The organism is Altererythrobacter sp. Root672, assembly GCF_001427865.1.
GTDB lineage: Bacteria > Pseudomonadota > Alphaproteobacteria > Sphingomonadales > Sphingomonadaceae > Croceibacterium_A.
This window is the reverse complement of sequence record NZ_LMHH01000003.1, coordinates 491,502-504,003: the sequence shown is the minus strand read 5'-3', so window position 1 is coordinate 504,003 and position 12,502 is coordinate 491,502. Positions and strand designations below refer to the sequence as shown.

At 64.8% G+C, this 12,502-nt stretch carries 20 protein-coding genes and 1 tRNA gene; 7 read left to right on the top strand and 14 right to left on the bottom strand.

The window, feature by feature from the left end; genetic code table 11:
* Positions 1-11 precede the first annotated feature (11 nt).
* Positions 12-248 (bottom strand): DUF2312 domain-containing protein, encoded by a 237-nt coding sequence (locus ASD76_RS16450; RefSeq protein ID WP_055925611.1) that lies wholly within the window; start codon positions 246-248, stop codon positions 12-14.
* A 162-nt stretch (positions 249-410) separates the two neighbouring features.
* Positions 411-722: a DUF1244 domain-containing protein gene (locus ASD76_RS16445; protein WP_055925608.1), complete on the bottom strand. Its 312-nt coding sequence runs from the start codon at positions 720-722 to the stop codon at positions 411-413.
* Positions 723-768: 46 nt separating this feature from the next.
* Between ASD76_RS16445 and pyk the strand changes: the two genes are divergently transcribed.
* Positions 769-2,235 carry a pyruvate kinase gene (gene pyk / locus ASD76_RS16440; protein WP_055925605.1) on the top strand — a complete coding sequence of 489 codons (1,467 nt, stop codon included), beginning with the start codon at positions 769-771 and terminating at the stop codon, positions 2,233-2,235.
* Here pyk and ASD76_RS16435 read toward each other — a convergent pair.
* Both ASD76_RS16435 and ASD76_RS16430 read right to left on the bottom strand, forming a co-directional pair.
* Complete coding sequence (locus tag ASD76_RS16435) at positions 2,223-3,029, bottom strand: SDR family NAD(P)-dependent oxidoreductase (RefSeq protein WP_055925602.1); 807 nt, start codon at positions 3,027-3,029, stop codon at positions 2,223-2,225. The genes pyk and ASD76_RS16435 overlap by 13 nt on opposite strands.
* 89 nt (positions 3,030-3,118) lie before the next feature.
* Entirely contained in the window at positions 3,119-3,511 is a 393-nt protein-coding gene (locus ASD76_RS16430; RefSeq protein ID WP_200943129.1) for a YybH family protein, read from the bottom strand.
* 76 nt (positions 3,512-3,587) lie between these two features.
* On the opposite strand from ASD76_RS16430, the gene ASD76_RS16425 reads away from it, so the two are divergent.
* Positions 3,588-3,950 (top strand): winged helix-turn-helix transcriptional regulator, encoded by a 363-nt coding sequence (locus tag ASD76_RS16425; protein ID WP_055925597.1) that lies wholly within the window; start codon positions 3,588-3,590, stop codon positions 3,948-3,950.
* Positions 3,951-4,086: 136 nt separating this feature from the next.
* Here the strand turns inward: ASD76_RS16425 and ASD76_RS16420 are convergent.
* Positions 4,087-4,161, bottom strand: a tRNA-Gly gene (locus tag ASD76_RS16420).
* Between the two features lie 184 nt (positions 4,162-4,345).
* Here ASD76_RS16420 and ASD76_RS16415 point away from each other — a divergent pair.
* Together ASD76_RS16415 and ASD76_RS16410 are read left to right on the top strand one after the other, a co-directional pair.
* Positions 4,346-5,248, top strand: coding sequence for a tetratricopeptide repeat protein (locus ASD76_RS16415; RefSeq protein WP_055925594.1), 903 nt, complete (start codon positions 4,346-4,348; stop codon positions 5,246-5,248).
* 109 nt (positions 5,249-5,357) lie between these two features.
* A complete protein-coding gene (locus tag ASD76_RS16410) occupies positions 5,358-5,966 on the top strand; it encodes an LON peptidase substrate-binding domain-containing protein (protein ID WP_235506856.1) in 609 nt (202 codons plus the stop codon).
* Positions 5,967-5,987: 21 nt separating this feature from the next.
* Here ASD76_RS16410 and ASD76_RS16405 read toward each other — a convergent pair whose 3' ends face one another.
* The 5 genes from ASD76_RS16405 to argB all read right to left on the bottom strand — a co-directional run bounded on the left by ASD76_RS16405 (position 5,988) and on the right by argB (position 9,126).
* On the bottom strand, positions 5,988-6,611 hold the full coding sequence (locus ASD76_RS16405; protein ID WP_055925591.1) for a MarC family protein: 624 nt from the start codon (positions 6,609-6,611) through the stop codon (positions 5,988-5,990).
* Position 6,612: 1 nt separating this feature from the next.
* On the bottom strand, positions 6,613-7,335 hold the full coding sequence (locus ASD76_RS16400; RefSeq protein ID WP_200943127.1) for a hypothetical protein: 723 nt from the start codon (positions 7,333-7,335) through the stop codon (positions 6,613-6,615).
* A complete protein-coding gene (locus ASD76_RS16395; RefSeq protein WP_055925588.1) occupies positions 7,335-7,628 on the bottom strand; it encodes a YggT family protein in 294 nt (97 codons plus the stop codon). Before ASD76_RS16395 ends, ASD76_RS16400 begins: the two co-directional genes overlap by 1 nt.
* 62 nt (positions 7,629-7,690) lie before the next feature.
* Complete coding sequence (locus tag ASD76_RS16390; RefSeq protein WP_055925584.1) at positions 7,691-8,230, bottom strand: hypothetical protein; 540 nt, start codon at positions 8,228-8,230, stop codon at positions 7,691-7,693.
* Entirely contained in the window at positions 8,227-9,126 is a 900-nt protein-coding gene (argB, locus tag ASD76_RS16385; protein ID WP_055925985.1) for an acetylglutamate kinase, read from the bottom strand. The genes ASD76_RS16390 and argB overlap by 4 nt, the downstream gene beginning before the upstream one ends.
* Positions 9,127-9,237: 111 nt before the next feature.
* Here argB and ASD76_RS16380 point away from each other — a divergent pair, with 111 nt between their 5' ends.
* The gene (locus ASD76_RS16380) at positions 9,238-9,672 is read left to right on the top strand and encodes a nuclear transport factor 2 family protein (protein WP_055925581.1); all 435 of its coding nucleotides are present in this window, start codon (positions 9,238-9,240) and stop codon (positions 9,670-9,672) included.
* A 7-nt stretch (positions 9,673-9,679) separates the two neighbouring features.
* On the opposite strand, the gene ASD76_RS18565 is transcribed toward ASD76_RS16380, so the two are convergent.
* The 3 genes from ASD76_RS18565 to ASD76_RS16370 all read right to left on the bottom strand — a co-directional run bounded on the left by ASD76_RS18565 (position 9,680) and on the right by ASD76_RS16370 (position 11,021).
* Complete coding sequence (locus tag ASD76_RS18565; RefSeq protein WP_200943126.1) at positions 9,680-9,838, bottom strand: hypothetical protein; 159 nt, start codon at positions 9,836-9,838, stop codon at positions 9,680-9,682.
* Between the two features lie 10 nt (positions 9,839-9,848).
* The gene (locus tag ASD76_RS16375; RefSeq protein ID WP_082553905.1) at positions 9,849-10,205 is read right to left on the bottom strand and encodes a zf-TFIIB domain-containing protein; all 357 of its coding nucleotides are present in this window, start codon (positions 10,203-10,205) and stop codon (positions 9,849-9,851) included.
* Positions 10,206-10,274: 69 nt separating this feature from the next.
* On the bottom strand, positions 10,275-11,021 hold the full coding sequence (locus ASD76_RS16370) for a hypothetical protein (protein ID WP_055925578.1): 747 nt from the start codon (positions 11,019-11,021) through the stop codon (positions 10,275-10,277).
* 197 nt (positions 11,022-11,218) lie between these two features.
* Here ASD76_RS16370 and ASD76_RS16365 point away from each other — a divergent pair, with 197 nt between their 5' ends.
* Positions 11,219-11,566, top strand: coding sequence for a DMT family protein (locus ASD76_RS16365; RefSeq protein ID WP_055925575.1), 348 nt, complete (start codon positions 11,219-11,221; stop codon positions 11,564-11,566).
* 6 nt (positions 11,567-11,572) lie between these two features.
* Here ASD76_RS16365 and ASD76_RS16360 read toward each other — a convergent pair whose 3' ends face one another.
* On the bottom strand, positions 11,573-11,866 hold the full coding sequence (locus ASD76_RS16360; RefSeq protein ID WP_055925979.1) for a hypothetical protein: 294 nt from the start codon (positions 11,864-11,866) through the stop codon (positions 11,573-11,575).
* A gap of 187 nt (positions 11,867-12,053) precedes the next feature.
* On the opposite strand from ASD76_RS16360, the gene ASD76_RS16355 reads away from it, so the two are divergent.
* A complete protein-coding gene (locus ASD76_RS16355; RefSeq protein WP_156457768.1) occupies positions 12,054-12,461 on the top strand; it encodes a hypothetical protein in 408 nt (135 codons plus the stop codon).
* Positions 12,462-12,502: the final 41 nt, after the last annotated feature.

The window sequence follows — 12,502 nt, the reverse complement described above, 5'->3', positions numbered from 1 at the left end:
GCCAGCGAGCCTCAGCTGATGCCGAGCGCAGCCTTGTAGACGTCGAGGATGGCTTCCATCTCGGCGCGATCGTCGGGCTTCATTTTCCGCAGGCGGACGATCTGGCGCATGATCTTGGCGTCGTAACCGACCGCCTTGGCTTCCATGTAGACGTCGCGGATATCGTCGGCGATGCCCTTCTTCTCTTCCTCGAGACGCTCGACGCGTTCGATCAGGAGGCGCAGGCGGTCGTCGGCGGTTTCGGCCATTTTAAGAACTCCGGTGTGTGAGAATCAGTTGGCCGTCCGATAGCGATGGCGGGCGTGCTTCGACAAGCTCAGCACGAACGGCTTTTGGGGAGTAAGCAAGATTTGGCTCGGACTCCGAGCCTCCACCACACACCCCGTTCGTCCTGAGCTTGTCGAAGGACCTCAGGTTCCCGGGTTGCGCGCCAGGCTCGCGTCCATGCGCGCGAGCTGCTCGGGCGTCGCCTCGGTCTGGAAGCGCTCTTTCCACTCGTCCATCGGCAAGCCGTGGATCAGTTCGCGCGCCGCGGCCTTGTCGCCTTCGTACCCCCCGTCGCGAATCCAGTCGGCCAGGCAGTTGCGGCAGAAGCCGGCGAGGCCCATCAGGTCGATGTTCTGCGCGTCGTGGCGGTGGCGAAGATGCCGCACCAGCCGGCGAAAAGCGGCGGCGGCGACGTCATCGGGTAATTGATCGAGCGGATCGGGGCTTTGGGGCATTTCCTGTCCTTGTGTTGTCGTACGGCTCTGCCATAGGCGCGAAGGCATGACAAAGTTCGAACCGCGCGGCCGCAAGGTCAAGATCCTCGCCACGGTAGGCCCGGCCAGCCGCGACCCCGACATGCTCCGTCGCCTGTTCAAGGCCGGGGTCGATGCGTTCCGCGTCAACCTGAGCCACGGCGAACACGAAGGACACGCCGAAACCATCGCCGCGATCCGCGCGCTGGAGAAGGAATTCAACCGCCCGATCGCGGTGTTGTGCGACCTACAGGGTCCGAAGCTGCGCGTCGGCGCCTTCGCCGGCGGCCAGGCGATCATCCCGCACGGCCACAAGTTCACGCTCGACCGCGATACCGCGCTGGGCGACGGCACGCGCGTGTGCCTGCCGCACAAGGAGTTGTTCGGCTTGCTCGAGCCGGGCCAGCGCCTGCTAATCAACGACGGCAAGATTCGCCTGCGGGTGACCGAGGCGACCGTCGACAAGATCGTCTGCACCGCCGAAGTCGGCGGGGTTATTTCAGACCGCAAGGGCGTCAATGTGCCCGATGCCGAGGTGCCGATTCCGGCGCTGACCGACAAGGACCGGCGCGACCTCGCCTTTGCTCTTGAGCAAGGTGCGGACTGGATCGCACTCAGCTTCGTCCAGCGGCCCGACGACATTGCCGAGGCGCGCAAGCTGATGGAGGGTCCCAACGGTTCGCGGGCCGCGCTCTGCGCCAAGATCGAAAAGCCGCAGGCCATTCGCCGCCTCAACGAGATCATCGAGCTGGCCGACGGCGTGATGGTCGCGCGCGGGGACTTGGGCGTCGAGCTCAACCCCGAAGAAGTGCCGCCGCTGCAGAAGAAGATCGTCAATGCCACCCGCCTCACCGGCAAGCCGGTGATCGTGGCGACGCAGATGCTCGAATCGATGATCGAGAGCCCGGCGCCGACGCGCGCCGAAGTGTCCGACGTCGCCAACGCCGTCTACGACGGCGCCGACGCGGTCATGCTCTCGGCCGAAACCGCTGCGGGCCAATGGCCCGAAGAAGCGGTAATGATGATGGATTCGATCGCCCGCCAGGTCGAACGTGACGACGGCTACCGCCAGCGCGTGCGCCTGCTCGACACCCAGCCCGATCCGACGACCGCCGACGCGCTCGCCCATGCCTGCATGACGATTGCCGACACGGTGGCGATCAACGCGATCACCGTGTTCACTTCGACCGGCTCATCGGCCCGCCGCGTAGCGCGCGAGCGGCCCTCGGTGCCGCTGATGGTGCTGACCCCCAACTCGGCCGTCGCCCGCAAGGTGGCGCTGCTCTGGGGTGCCCACGCGGTGACGATCCGCGAGATCGGCAGCTTCGAAGAGATGATCGCCAAGGGCAAGCGCATGGCCCTGCGTCACGGCTTCGGCGGCGCCGGCAGCAAGCTGGTGGTGATGGCCGGCGTGCCCTTTGGCGTCAGCGGGGCGACGAATCTGTTGCATGTCGTCACCCTCGCGGGTGACGAACTGAGCAATCACGCGGGCTGATCAGCCTTTTCGGCCAGCTTGGCGTCAAGATCGTCCGGCAGCTCGAAGTAGCCGCCCGACAACCCGTCATAACGGCCCGAGGCAAGGTCCAGGCACCGCTGCGCGCAACGCGCCAGGTCGGGATCCTCGCCATAGGCATGCGGGTGGCTTTCGATCCGCTCGATCAGCGGCTTGAAATACTTGCGTGCGTCCGGGTCGGCCGCCGTATCGCGCGCGAGCTGGGTCGCGGCAAAGCCCGGATCGATAGCGAACACCACAACACCGGTATCGGCCAGTTCCGCCGCCGCTTCAGCCACCAGCCGGTTCTGCGCGATCTTCCCGGTGCAATAGGCCGATAGATTCGGCGCGACGATTCGGCTGGCGATCGCAGAAACGCAGATCACACGCCCCCGATTGCGTTCGACCATCCCCGGCAGCACCTCGTGCATGAACAGCATCGGCGCCCGGATATGGATCGCCTGCGCCCGCCACCAATCGTCGGGATCGACATGCCAAATCGGCCCAAACGGCCCCGGCACACCGGCGTTGTTCACCAGCAGGTCGACCGGCCCGAGCAGTTCCTTGACCTTGGCCGCAGCGCTTTCGATCGAATGGGCGTCAGTGACGTCGCAGCGCACCGCCAGCGCGGTCCCGCCAGCCTTGCGGATCGCGTCGGCCACCTCATCAAGTTCCGCCAAAGAGCGGGAAAGCAACGCCACGGAGGCGCCTTCCTGAGCCAAGCGTTCCGCGATGGCCCGTCCGAACCCGCGCCCTGCGCCGGTCACCATGGCCACCTGACCTTCGAGAATCCCCATTTGCTCTCCCTTGCTTTTGCACAAGGGCTAACCCCCCGCGGCGCGGGTGTCGACATCTTCGATTAGTAGCGCGTTTCCGCGGTTCAGCGTCAATCGCCGACGCGCGGCAACCCGGCACCCGCCGCGTGGTCGATCATGTAGAGCCATCGACCATCCGGCTGCTTTCGGACGACCTCCGCTGAACTACCCGACGCGATATCGGTGCCGTCCTTTGTCGTCAGTTTCCAGTCGGCGCGAAGCAGGGCGAGATCTCCGTGAACGATGCAGAAGTTGTTCTGCGAGGTCATAACGCCGGGGACCGCCAACAGCTTCTTGAGCTCCGTGGCGATAGCCGGCAGGCCGACGCTGCTCTCCCCACTTCCGTTAGTCAGAAGCACCGCCTGTGTCTCGTAAAGGCCAAGAAGGGTCTCTATCCTGCCGGTATTGAAGGCCCGCGCGAAGGCTTCGTTCATGCGCTGAGGTTCAGTTACGCTGCTCGACACGAATCTTGCTCCTTATCAATGGTGTGGGAGCCTAGTCACGGCCGATCAGGACTAACCAAATGGGAAGGAGTGCCGGATGAGGCACCGCGTTGCTGACGAGCAGTTCGATTTGGACTCACCCGAACCCCGGCGGCCCATGGAATGTCCGGTCGAGGATTGGCTGTCCTTTCTCGGACATCGCTGGAACGCCCTTATCCTCTGGCATCTGAAGCTTGGCGCGAAGCGGTATGGCGAACTTGCCGCCTGCCTTCCCGGTATCTCGTCGAAAGTCCTGAGCGAGCGATTGCTCGGCCTTGAAGACCGCGGCCTTCTCACGCGCCTGGCTTCACCCACGTTCCCGCGAAGCGTGACTTATGGCTTGACCTTGGCCGGGTCCGACCTCGTTTGCGTGCTGGACCAATTGGAAACCTGGTCGCGTCACGCCCCGCACGAGAGCTAACACCGGCCACGCGGCGTCCAAAAGATCGCAAGGAAAAGGCGTTGCCCTCGGAGCCGGGCCTGGGCCAGATAAATGCTCGCAGCGCTGTTGCGCGCAGAGCCAACTGGGAGTTCGAGGGTTCCCCCTGGAACGCTAATGGAGCGGGCGAAGGGATTCGAACCCTCGACCCCAACCTTGGCAAGGTTGTGCTCTACCCCTGAGCTACGCCCGCTCACTGGCGTCCGGGACAACATCGCGTCCCGGTGGGAGGCGCGCGGTTAGCAAAGGGTCTCGCACCCCGCAAGCGCAATCTCGCCTCTTTGCTTGCGCCCTTCAAAATTCCTCGACAAGGGCCACATTGAACGCCTGCAGGCGTACGCACTAGGCGACAGAGAGGGTAAAAGAACGTGGCAAGCATGGGCCTCAACCTGGACGAGCAGAAAGCAGTCGAGCGGTTCCGGCAGCAAGTTGTCGATCCTTCGCGCGACAAGCTGGTGATTCTCGATTTCTGGGCTGAGTGGTGCGGACCGTGCAAGGCGCTCACGCCGGTGCTGGAAAAGGTCGCGGCAGAGTACGCCGACAAGGGCGTGATCCTGGCCAAGCTCAATGTCGATGAAGAACAATTCATCGCGGCGCAGTTCCAGGTTCGTTCGATTCCGACCGTGTATGCGATCTTCCAGGGCCAGCCGATTGCCGACCTGACCCCGGCTCGGACCGAAACCCAGCTCAAGCAAATGCTCGACCAATTGCTCGAGAAGCTGCCGGTTGCGAATGGCGCGACCGAGAAGCTCGCCGAGATCGAACCGCTGATCGCGATGGGCGAGCAAGTCCTGGCCGAAGGCGATGGCGAGCGCGCCACGGCCATCTTTGCGCAGATCTTCGATATGGCGCCGGACAACACCGCAGTGATCTCGGGGCTTATCCGCTCGCTCCTGGCCATGGGGCAAACCGAGGACGCCCAGGCAGCGCTCGACGCCGTACCCGAAGCGCTGCGCAATGATCCGCTGATCGCCCAAGCCGCCAGTGCGCTGGAACTGGCGGGCAGCGGGGTCGACACCGGTGAACTCCAGACCCTGCGCGCCGCCGCGGCCGAGAGGCCGGCCGATATGGAAGCGCAGTTTACCTTCGCCCAGGCTGCCTTCGCCGCCGGTCAGCGCGACGACGCGGCCGAAACGCTGCTGCACATGATTCGCGCCGAGCCCGAGTGGAATGAAGGCGCTGCCAAGGCCAAGCTGCTGCAGATCTTCGAGGCGGTCGGGCTGGAAGATGCGTGGGTTGCGGCGCAGCGGCGGCGCCTGTCGCTGCTGCTGTTCGGGTAAACGTGACGCCCCCCTCTCCCCAACTCCCGTTCGTGGTGAGCCTGTCGAACCACGCTGGCGCAGTGCTTGCGTCCTTCGACAAGCCCAGGACGAACGGAAGGGGGAGTTTGTGATCCGCCTTTCCATCTTCCCTCTGCCAGGTGCGATCCTGTTCCCGGGGTTGCAGTTGCCGTTGCACATTTTCGAGCCGCGCTACCGTGCGCTGGTCGGGTCGGCGCTGGCCAAGGACCGGCGGATCGCGATGATCCAGCCGAAAAGCGCCGAAGAGGGCGCGCCGTTGTTCGGGATCGGCTGCGTCGGCAAAATCGGCGAGGTCGAAGCGCTCGACGACGGGCGCTATAACATCGTGCTCGAAGGAGAAGCCCGCTTCCGCTTGCTACGCGAGGTCGAGACATCGACCCCATTCCGCCAGGTCGAGGCCGAGCTCATCCACGACACCGACGACGAAGTCCTGAGCAGCGTCGAACGTGCCAGCTTCGAGCGTGAGGCGCGCGATTTCGCCGACCGGCAGGGCTACAGCGTAGATTGGGATTCGGTCGAGCGGCTCGATGACGTGCTCCTGATCAACGGCGTCAGCCAGATCGCCCCGTTCGACCTTGCGGCCAAGCAGCTCCTGCTAGAAGCGGGTGGCTTGCGTGAACGGTGCGAGTTGCTGGTCCAGCTGATGCAGTTCTTCGGCCGCAGCGATCCCGACGAGAGCCAGGTGACCCTGCAGTAATCCTACCCAGAATGGGGAGGATTAGAGCCCGAAGCTGCCCCGCACGCCGTCGATCACGTACTGCGCGGCCAGTGCCGCCAGCAGCACGCCAAGCAAGCGCGTAATCACCGCCTCGACTTGCGCGCCGACGAGCCGCATCAGCGGGCTCGCCGCCAGCAGCGCGAGCAGCACGAGGACCAGCACCGAAATCAGCGCCGCCAGCACGACCAGCGTGCCCTGCACGCCTTGCGCGGTGCTGGTGAGGAGCATGATCGAGGCGATGGCGCCGGGTCCGGCGAGCATCGGCATGGCCATCGGGAACACCGCGACGTCCTCGATCTCGGGCGTCTCGCGGATCTTCTCGGCCCTCGCCTCGCGCCGCTGGGTGCGCTTCTCGAACACCATGTCGAGCGCGATCAGGAACAGCATGACCCCGCCCGCCGCGCGGAAGGCGTCGAGCTCGATATGCAGCGCGCCGAGCAGATCCTGCCCGAACAGCGCGAAGATCACGAGGATCACGCCTGCGATCAGGCAGGCGCGCATCGCCATCGAGCGCTTCTGCTGCGGGCTCGCCCCGGTGGTCAGCGCGGCATAGATCGGCGCGCAACCCGGCGGGTCGAGCACCACGAACAGCGTGACGAAGGTGGAGAGGAACAGTTCAATCATGTCAGGCGGCGGCGACCTTGGCCGCGAAGACTTCCTTCATCTCGCCGCCCTGCCACATCCGGACGCTGACCGTGCGGCCCCCTGCGGTATCGACCGTTACCGACCATGTGAGCGTTTCATCCTTCGACCGCCCCTCCCGCGTGACCCCGCCAGGTGAAGAAGCGGCCGGGCTTGGCCTGCTACAATCGGCGGAGGAAGCACCAATCAGTTCGGGCGGCGGCAACGGCTGCTGCAAGGCGTCGCCCTGATCCATGACCCACTTGTATTCGTGGTTCTTCTGCCGCTGCCACACAGTGGTGAAATAGCCGACCGAGCCGTCCGGTCGCTGCCAGGCGCCCTTGGTCACCGCGAGCGAACCGTCGCAGCTCGACCAGACCTGGTGCGGCTGCCAGCGCACGGCCTGCGCGGGGTTCTCGCGCTTCTTCAGCCACTCTTTCGCGTTGACCAGCTGCGGCACGAACATGACCGCATCGTCGGTGGCGAACTGGCTGAAGGCCGTCCACTGACCCTTTTCCTGCGCGGTTCGGGCGAAGGCCAGCTCGGTGGCGATCACCTTGCTCGGGTTGGCGCGGAGGTAGCGGTCGCGGTCGCGGCGGCCGCCTTGGTCTTCGAGCCTGAAGTTCTCTCCCTGCTGCGCGGACGCGGGGCCAGCGCCGGCGGCAAATACCGCCAGCAGCGAGCCCGCCAGCGCCGTGTACAGAGCCGGGCGCGAGAACTTGCCCATCAGAATGTGCTTAGCGCCAGGTTCCGCAGGATGATGTTGACGATGTTCAACAGCACGATGAGCACTAGCGGCGAGAAGTCGATCGCGCCGGTATCGGGCATCAGCCGCCGGATCGGGCGCAGGATCGGCTCAAGCAGCGCGTTGACCGCGCGATAGATCGCCGCGACCCAATGGTTGTGCATGCTGACGACATTGAACGCGACCAGCAGGCTGATGACGAACTGGACGATCACCAGAATGATGATGATCGAGATCAGGTAGCCGACGATCTGCGAAAGGGTGAGAAAGAACACGGGCGGGCAGGCCTCCAGTTAGGTTGGCACTGCCTAGCCGACCGTGAGGCACTGTATCAAGGCTAGCCCTGTGGGGCATCCTCCGGATTTTCGACGAAAGTGCTCGAGCGGATGGTCCAGCGGAGTTGATCGGGCGTTGCACCGGGCACGTCGTTGACGCGCTTGAGCACCACGCTGCCTTCCACTGCAGCGCGCGAACGATCGTCGCCGTCGGTCAGCGTCGCCTTGACCGTGCAGAAGAGCGAGCCCGCCGCGCCTTCGACTTCGGGTTCCTGCCAGTCGAACTGCGGCATCTTGTACCGATAATAGGCCGTTTCGAGGCGCGCGGCATTCACTACCGGATCGTTCCAGACGAGCGCAGCCAACGCGAATTTGCGGTCGGTGATCGCGTCGAAGTAGAGTTCGGCGACTTCTTCGCAGTCCTTGCTCGACAGGACCGGATAGTCGGCCACAGCGGGCGGTCTCTGCGGCTGGGCCGGGGTTTCAGCCGGCGTCGGAGCCTTACCGGTGACACTAGCCTCCGGTGCAGGCTCACCGGGACCTCCGCAACCCGCGAGCAGGATCGTCCCTGCCAGCGCGAGCGAGAGGCCGCGCACTGTCATCCCGCGCGTACCAGCGTGCCGGCACCGCGGCTGGTGAAGAATTCGAGCAGCATGGCATGCCCAACACGGCCATCGAGGATCACCGCAGCTTCGCACCCTGCTTCCACGGCCTGGATGCAGGTTTCCAACTTGGGGATCATCCCGCCGGTGATCGTGCCGTCTTCACGCAGGCGGCCGATATCTGCCGGGGTCAGGTCGGTCATCAGCTCCCCCTGCTTGTCGAGCACGCCCGGCACATCGGTCAGTAGGAACAGGCGCGCGGCACCCAGGGCTGCGGCAATCGCGCCGGCCATGGTGTCGGCGTTGATGTTGTAAGTGTGGCCGTCGGCGCCCGCGGCGATCGGCGCGACGATCGGGATCATGCCGGCCTTGCTGGCGGTGTCCAGGATCGTGATGTCGACGATCTCCGGTTCGCCCACGAAGCCGAGGTCGATCGCCTGTTCGATATTGCTGTCCGGGTCCTTGGTCGTGCGCTTGACCTTGGTGGCGGTAACGAGGCCGCCGTCCTTGCCCGAGATGCCGAGCGCCTTGCCCCCGGCCTGGGAGATCCAGCCGACCAGTTCCTTGTTGATCGCGCCGGACAGGACCATCTCGGCCACTTCGGCGGTCACCTTGTCGGTCACCCGCAGTCCGTCGACGAACTTGGATTCGACGCCAAGCTTCTTGAGCATCGCACCGATCTGGGGCCCGCCGCCGTGGACCACGACAGGGTTGATGCCCACGGCCTTGAGCAGCACGATGTCTTCGGCAAAGTCGCGCGCGGCCTCGGGATCGCCCATCGCATGGCCACCGTACTTCACCACGAAGCTACGGCCGGCATAGCGCTGAAAATAGGGGAGCGCTTCGATAAGCGTCTCCGCCTTGGCGAGCATTTGCTTGTCCTGAGACGCGGTCATGGTGCGGCGCATTAGCGAGTTGTTCATGGGCTGCATAGCTAGTGCACCTAAATCGTGTTAATCCCAACACGATAGGGTCGCTCAGAAGAGCAATTAAGCGGAACGCCGCAGATGGACGATTTCGAGGCGCGCCTGGCTGCCGCCTACGCCGCGTGGCACGAAAGCCTGGGCCGCCGCCCGGACCGGTTCTATGCCCTCTATGCCGACAACATCGAACTTCATTCGATTCTGGAGGCGTCGGTACTCGACGCCGAGATGCGCGGCCCCTTCGTCGGCAAGGCCGCGGCGATCGCCTATTTCGCCGCGATAGCCGAGCAGTGGGAAATGCTCTCCGCCAGCACCCATCGCTTCGTGGTCCGCGGCGACACATATGTATGGATCGGTCACGCCGCGTGGCGGAACCTCAAGACCTTGCGTGTGGTCGAAGGCCCGAAAGTCGACATCTGGACCGTGCAAGATGGGTTTGCGACCAACTTCTTCGAGCTGTTCGACAGCTACGGCACGGCCCGCGCATTGGGTCTGGTCGACCCGCCCGTCGACGCCTAGCCCAACGTCAGCTGGCCTGAGCCGACGCCTCCTCGGCCGCCAACAAACGCTGCAGTACTGCGATCCGTTGCCGCTCTTCCGCCCATGCCCTCTCGGGATGGGCGGCGATGTTGTCGAGCAGGCTGCGCAGTTCGCGTTGCCGGTCTTCGATCGTGGTCTCGATCATGGCGCTCTCCTCAGTCGAAAATGTCTTCCAGCCAGCTCTTGCGGCGCTTGTGTGGCTTGCCCCCATAGCTCTGCGAACTGTGACCGTGCCCGCCGTGGCCATAGCCGCCATGGCTCAGGCTATCCGCCGCCCACGGGCTTTCCCGGCTGCCGGAATGAAGCGGAGCCGAAGGTTGCGGAGCCGAAGTAGCAGCAGGCTGCGCTTGCGGCGCGCTGCGCTCGATAATCTTGTCGAGCTCACCACGGTCGAGCCATACCCCCCGGCATTGCGGGCAATAGTCGATCTCGATCCCCTGGCGGTCGCTCATGGCCAGCGGGACCCGGCAGACCGGGCAAGACATCGCGGCAACTTCGGATTCAGTACGCATTAGGCTCCCTTTTCTTTCTCTGTAATTCCCTTGGCTAACGCACGAAGCGGCCAAGGTCTCCAACTGCCGTCAATTTCCCGCTTCGATGGCGGCCTTGCGCATCTTCTCCAGCGTGGACGCAACGGTGCTCTCGGTCTGCGCAGAGTCTTCGAACAAGCCGGCGGTCCCGCCCTGTCCCTTGAGCACCCGGTCGATATCGGCCGCCACGAGTTGCGCCAACGGATCACCCTGCCGGGCTCGCTGGCTGTCACGCGCGCTCTCGAGCAAGGCGATCCGTTCGGCGTCCGGCAGGCCCGCGGCACGCACATAGAGGCGCGACAGTTCGACCCACGGGGCGTCCATGCCAGGTACGTCCTCGGCCCAGCGGCTGAAGGGGCCGCCCGAGGGCACCCAGGCCCCGTCCGCGCCCTGCTTGAGGAAGAACAGCGCGTTCGTCCCTTGCGGGAAGACGTAGCGGATGCAGGCGCCCCAATAGCTGACCGGGTGCGCCGCCTTGAACTCGTAGGGGTTGCTGAGAACGTTCGATTCCCGCCCTACGTCGCCCGCCAACAGCATGCCGCGCAAAGTGATGTCGCCGGCGGGGACATTGCCCTTGAGCGTCGCGGCCGGACGAATGGTGATGGTGCTCGCTTCCGGGTCGGCCGTGTTCATGCTTCCGCCCACGACTTGTGCCAGCACGATTACCTCGGCATCGCGAGCAAGCTCGAGATTGGTGGGCACCTGGTACGCGGGCCCCAGCGAACAAGCTGCCGCCGGGACCGCGGCTGCAGAGACGGCCAATCCCAGCATCGCTGCCGTGAAACGAAACAGCTTCATGCAGACAAGCTAGGCGCTGTACGCCCACGTTCAACCTACTTCGTGAAGACCTGCGGTCGGGCAGGGGCAAAGGCAGGGTGGGTCTTGATGGACGAACGAACAAACAGGTCGATTCCAATTAGGAGTTCTACGCATCGGCCCTATCCTGACGCTCGATTCCGCTTGCCCGGAACCGGCAGGCTCGCGCAGAAACGGCCATGCCTACGCTGATCCTGCTCACGCTCTCGAACCTGTTCATGACCGCCGCCTGGTACTGGCACCTCAAGGGTGGACCAGAAGTCGCCAATGCCCGGCCGCTCGGATGGGTGATCCTGATCTCCTGGCTGCTGGCGGGGATCGAGTACTGCTTCGCCGTCCCAGCCAACCGCATCGGCTACGCGAGCGGCTGGAGCGCCGGCCAGCTCAAGATCGCGCAGGAAGCCATCGCCTTGACGGTGTTCGGGGTGTTCATGGTCTTCGTGCTCGGCGAAGCGGTGACCTGGCGTCACGCCGCGGCGTTCGCCTGCATCATGGCCGGGGTCGCTTTCCTGTTCGTGGGAAAGTGAGGGCGACTATTGCGCGGTCGGGCTAGGGCTCGGTGACACTGTCGCCGTCGGGGTCCCCGTAGGAGACGCCGTGCCCGTGGGCGATGGCGTCTCACCGGGCGGGACGTTGGTCATCGCCGTATCCGGCGTGGTGACCTGAACCGCGTTCGGATCCTGCTCGGTGACGATCAGTTCGCCACCGCTCTTGTCGGTAGTGTCGGTGGTGAAGGTCTGTTCTGTCTTGTCCTGTCCGCAAGCGGCAAGCGCGCATGCCGCGGCGAGCGGAAACAGAACTTTCTGAACGCTGGACAGAGTGGCCATGGTGTCCTCCTGTGAGCCCGGGCTGTGCTGCGAGGCCGCCGCCAGCCTGAACCTCAGATAAACACCTGCCCCGCAGGGTCGTTCCGCCCCGTTGCCGTCTCGTGCGGTCGTTTTCCCGGGCACCGCTTTGCCGCTCGCGCATATCCACCCGGCATCAAGTCGAATACCAAATATAAGGAGGGTTGCGATGCGTAAGACTTTGATTTCCGCCATGGCCATGGGCCTGCTCGTCACTGCCGGTACGGCACAAGCTCAGGTCGCGGGCGACGCGGCCGGCGCCGTTCGGGGTGAGGCTGGACCGGTTACCGGCGCAGCTCGCGGTTCCGCCGAAGCGTCCACCACTGGCGTTGGCAACACCGTTGACCGAACAGTCGATAGGACCGTCGACGGAGCCCGCTCGACCACCGAACGGACCGTGGACAGCACCCGCGACCGTGCAGAGTCGACAACGGGCCAGGCTCGCCAGACCGCTGAGGATGCGACCAACAATACGCATGCCGAAGCGGACGCTGGCGCGCACGTCAGCACCGATACGGGGGCTCCGAGCGCCGAAGCTGGCGCCCAGACCAGCGGCCACACGGAGAAGCACGACTAACTAGTCCCCAGCGGGCCATCTCTACCCATCCCCCTGACCCA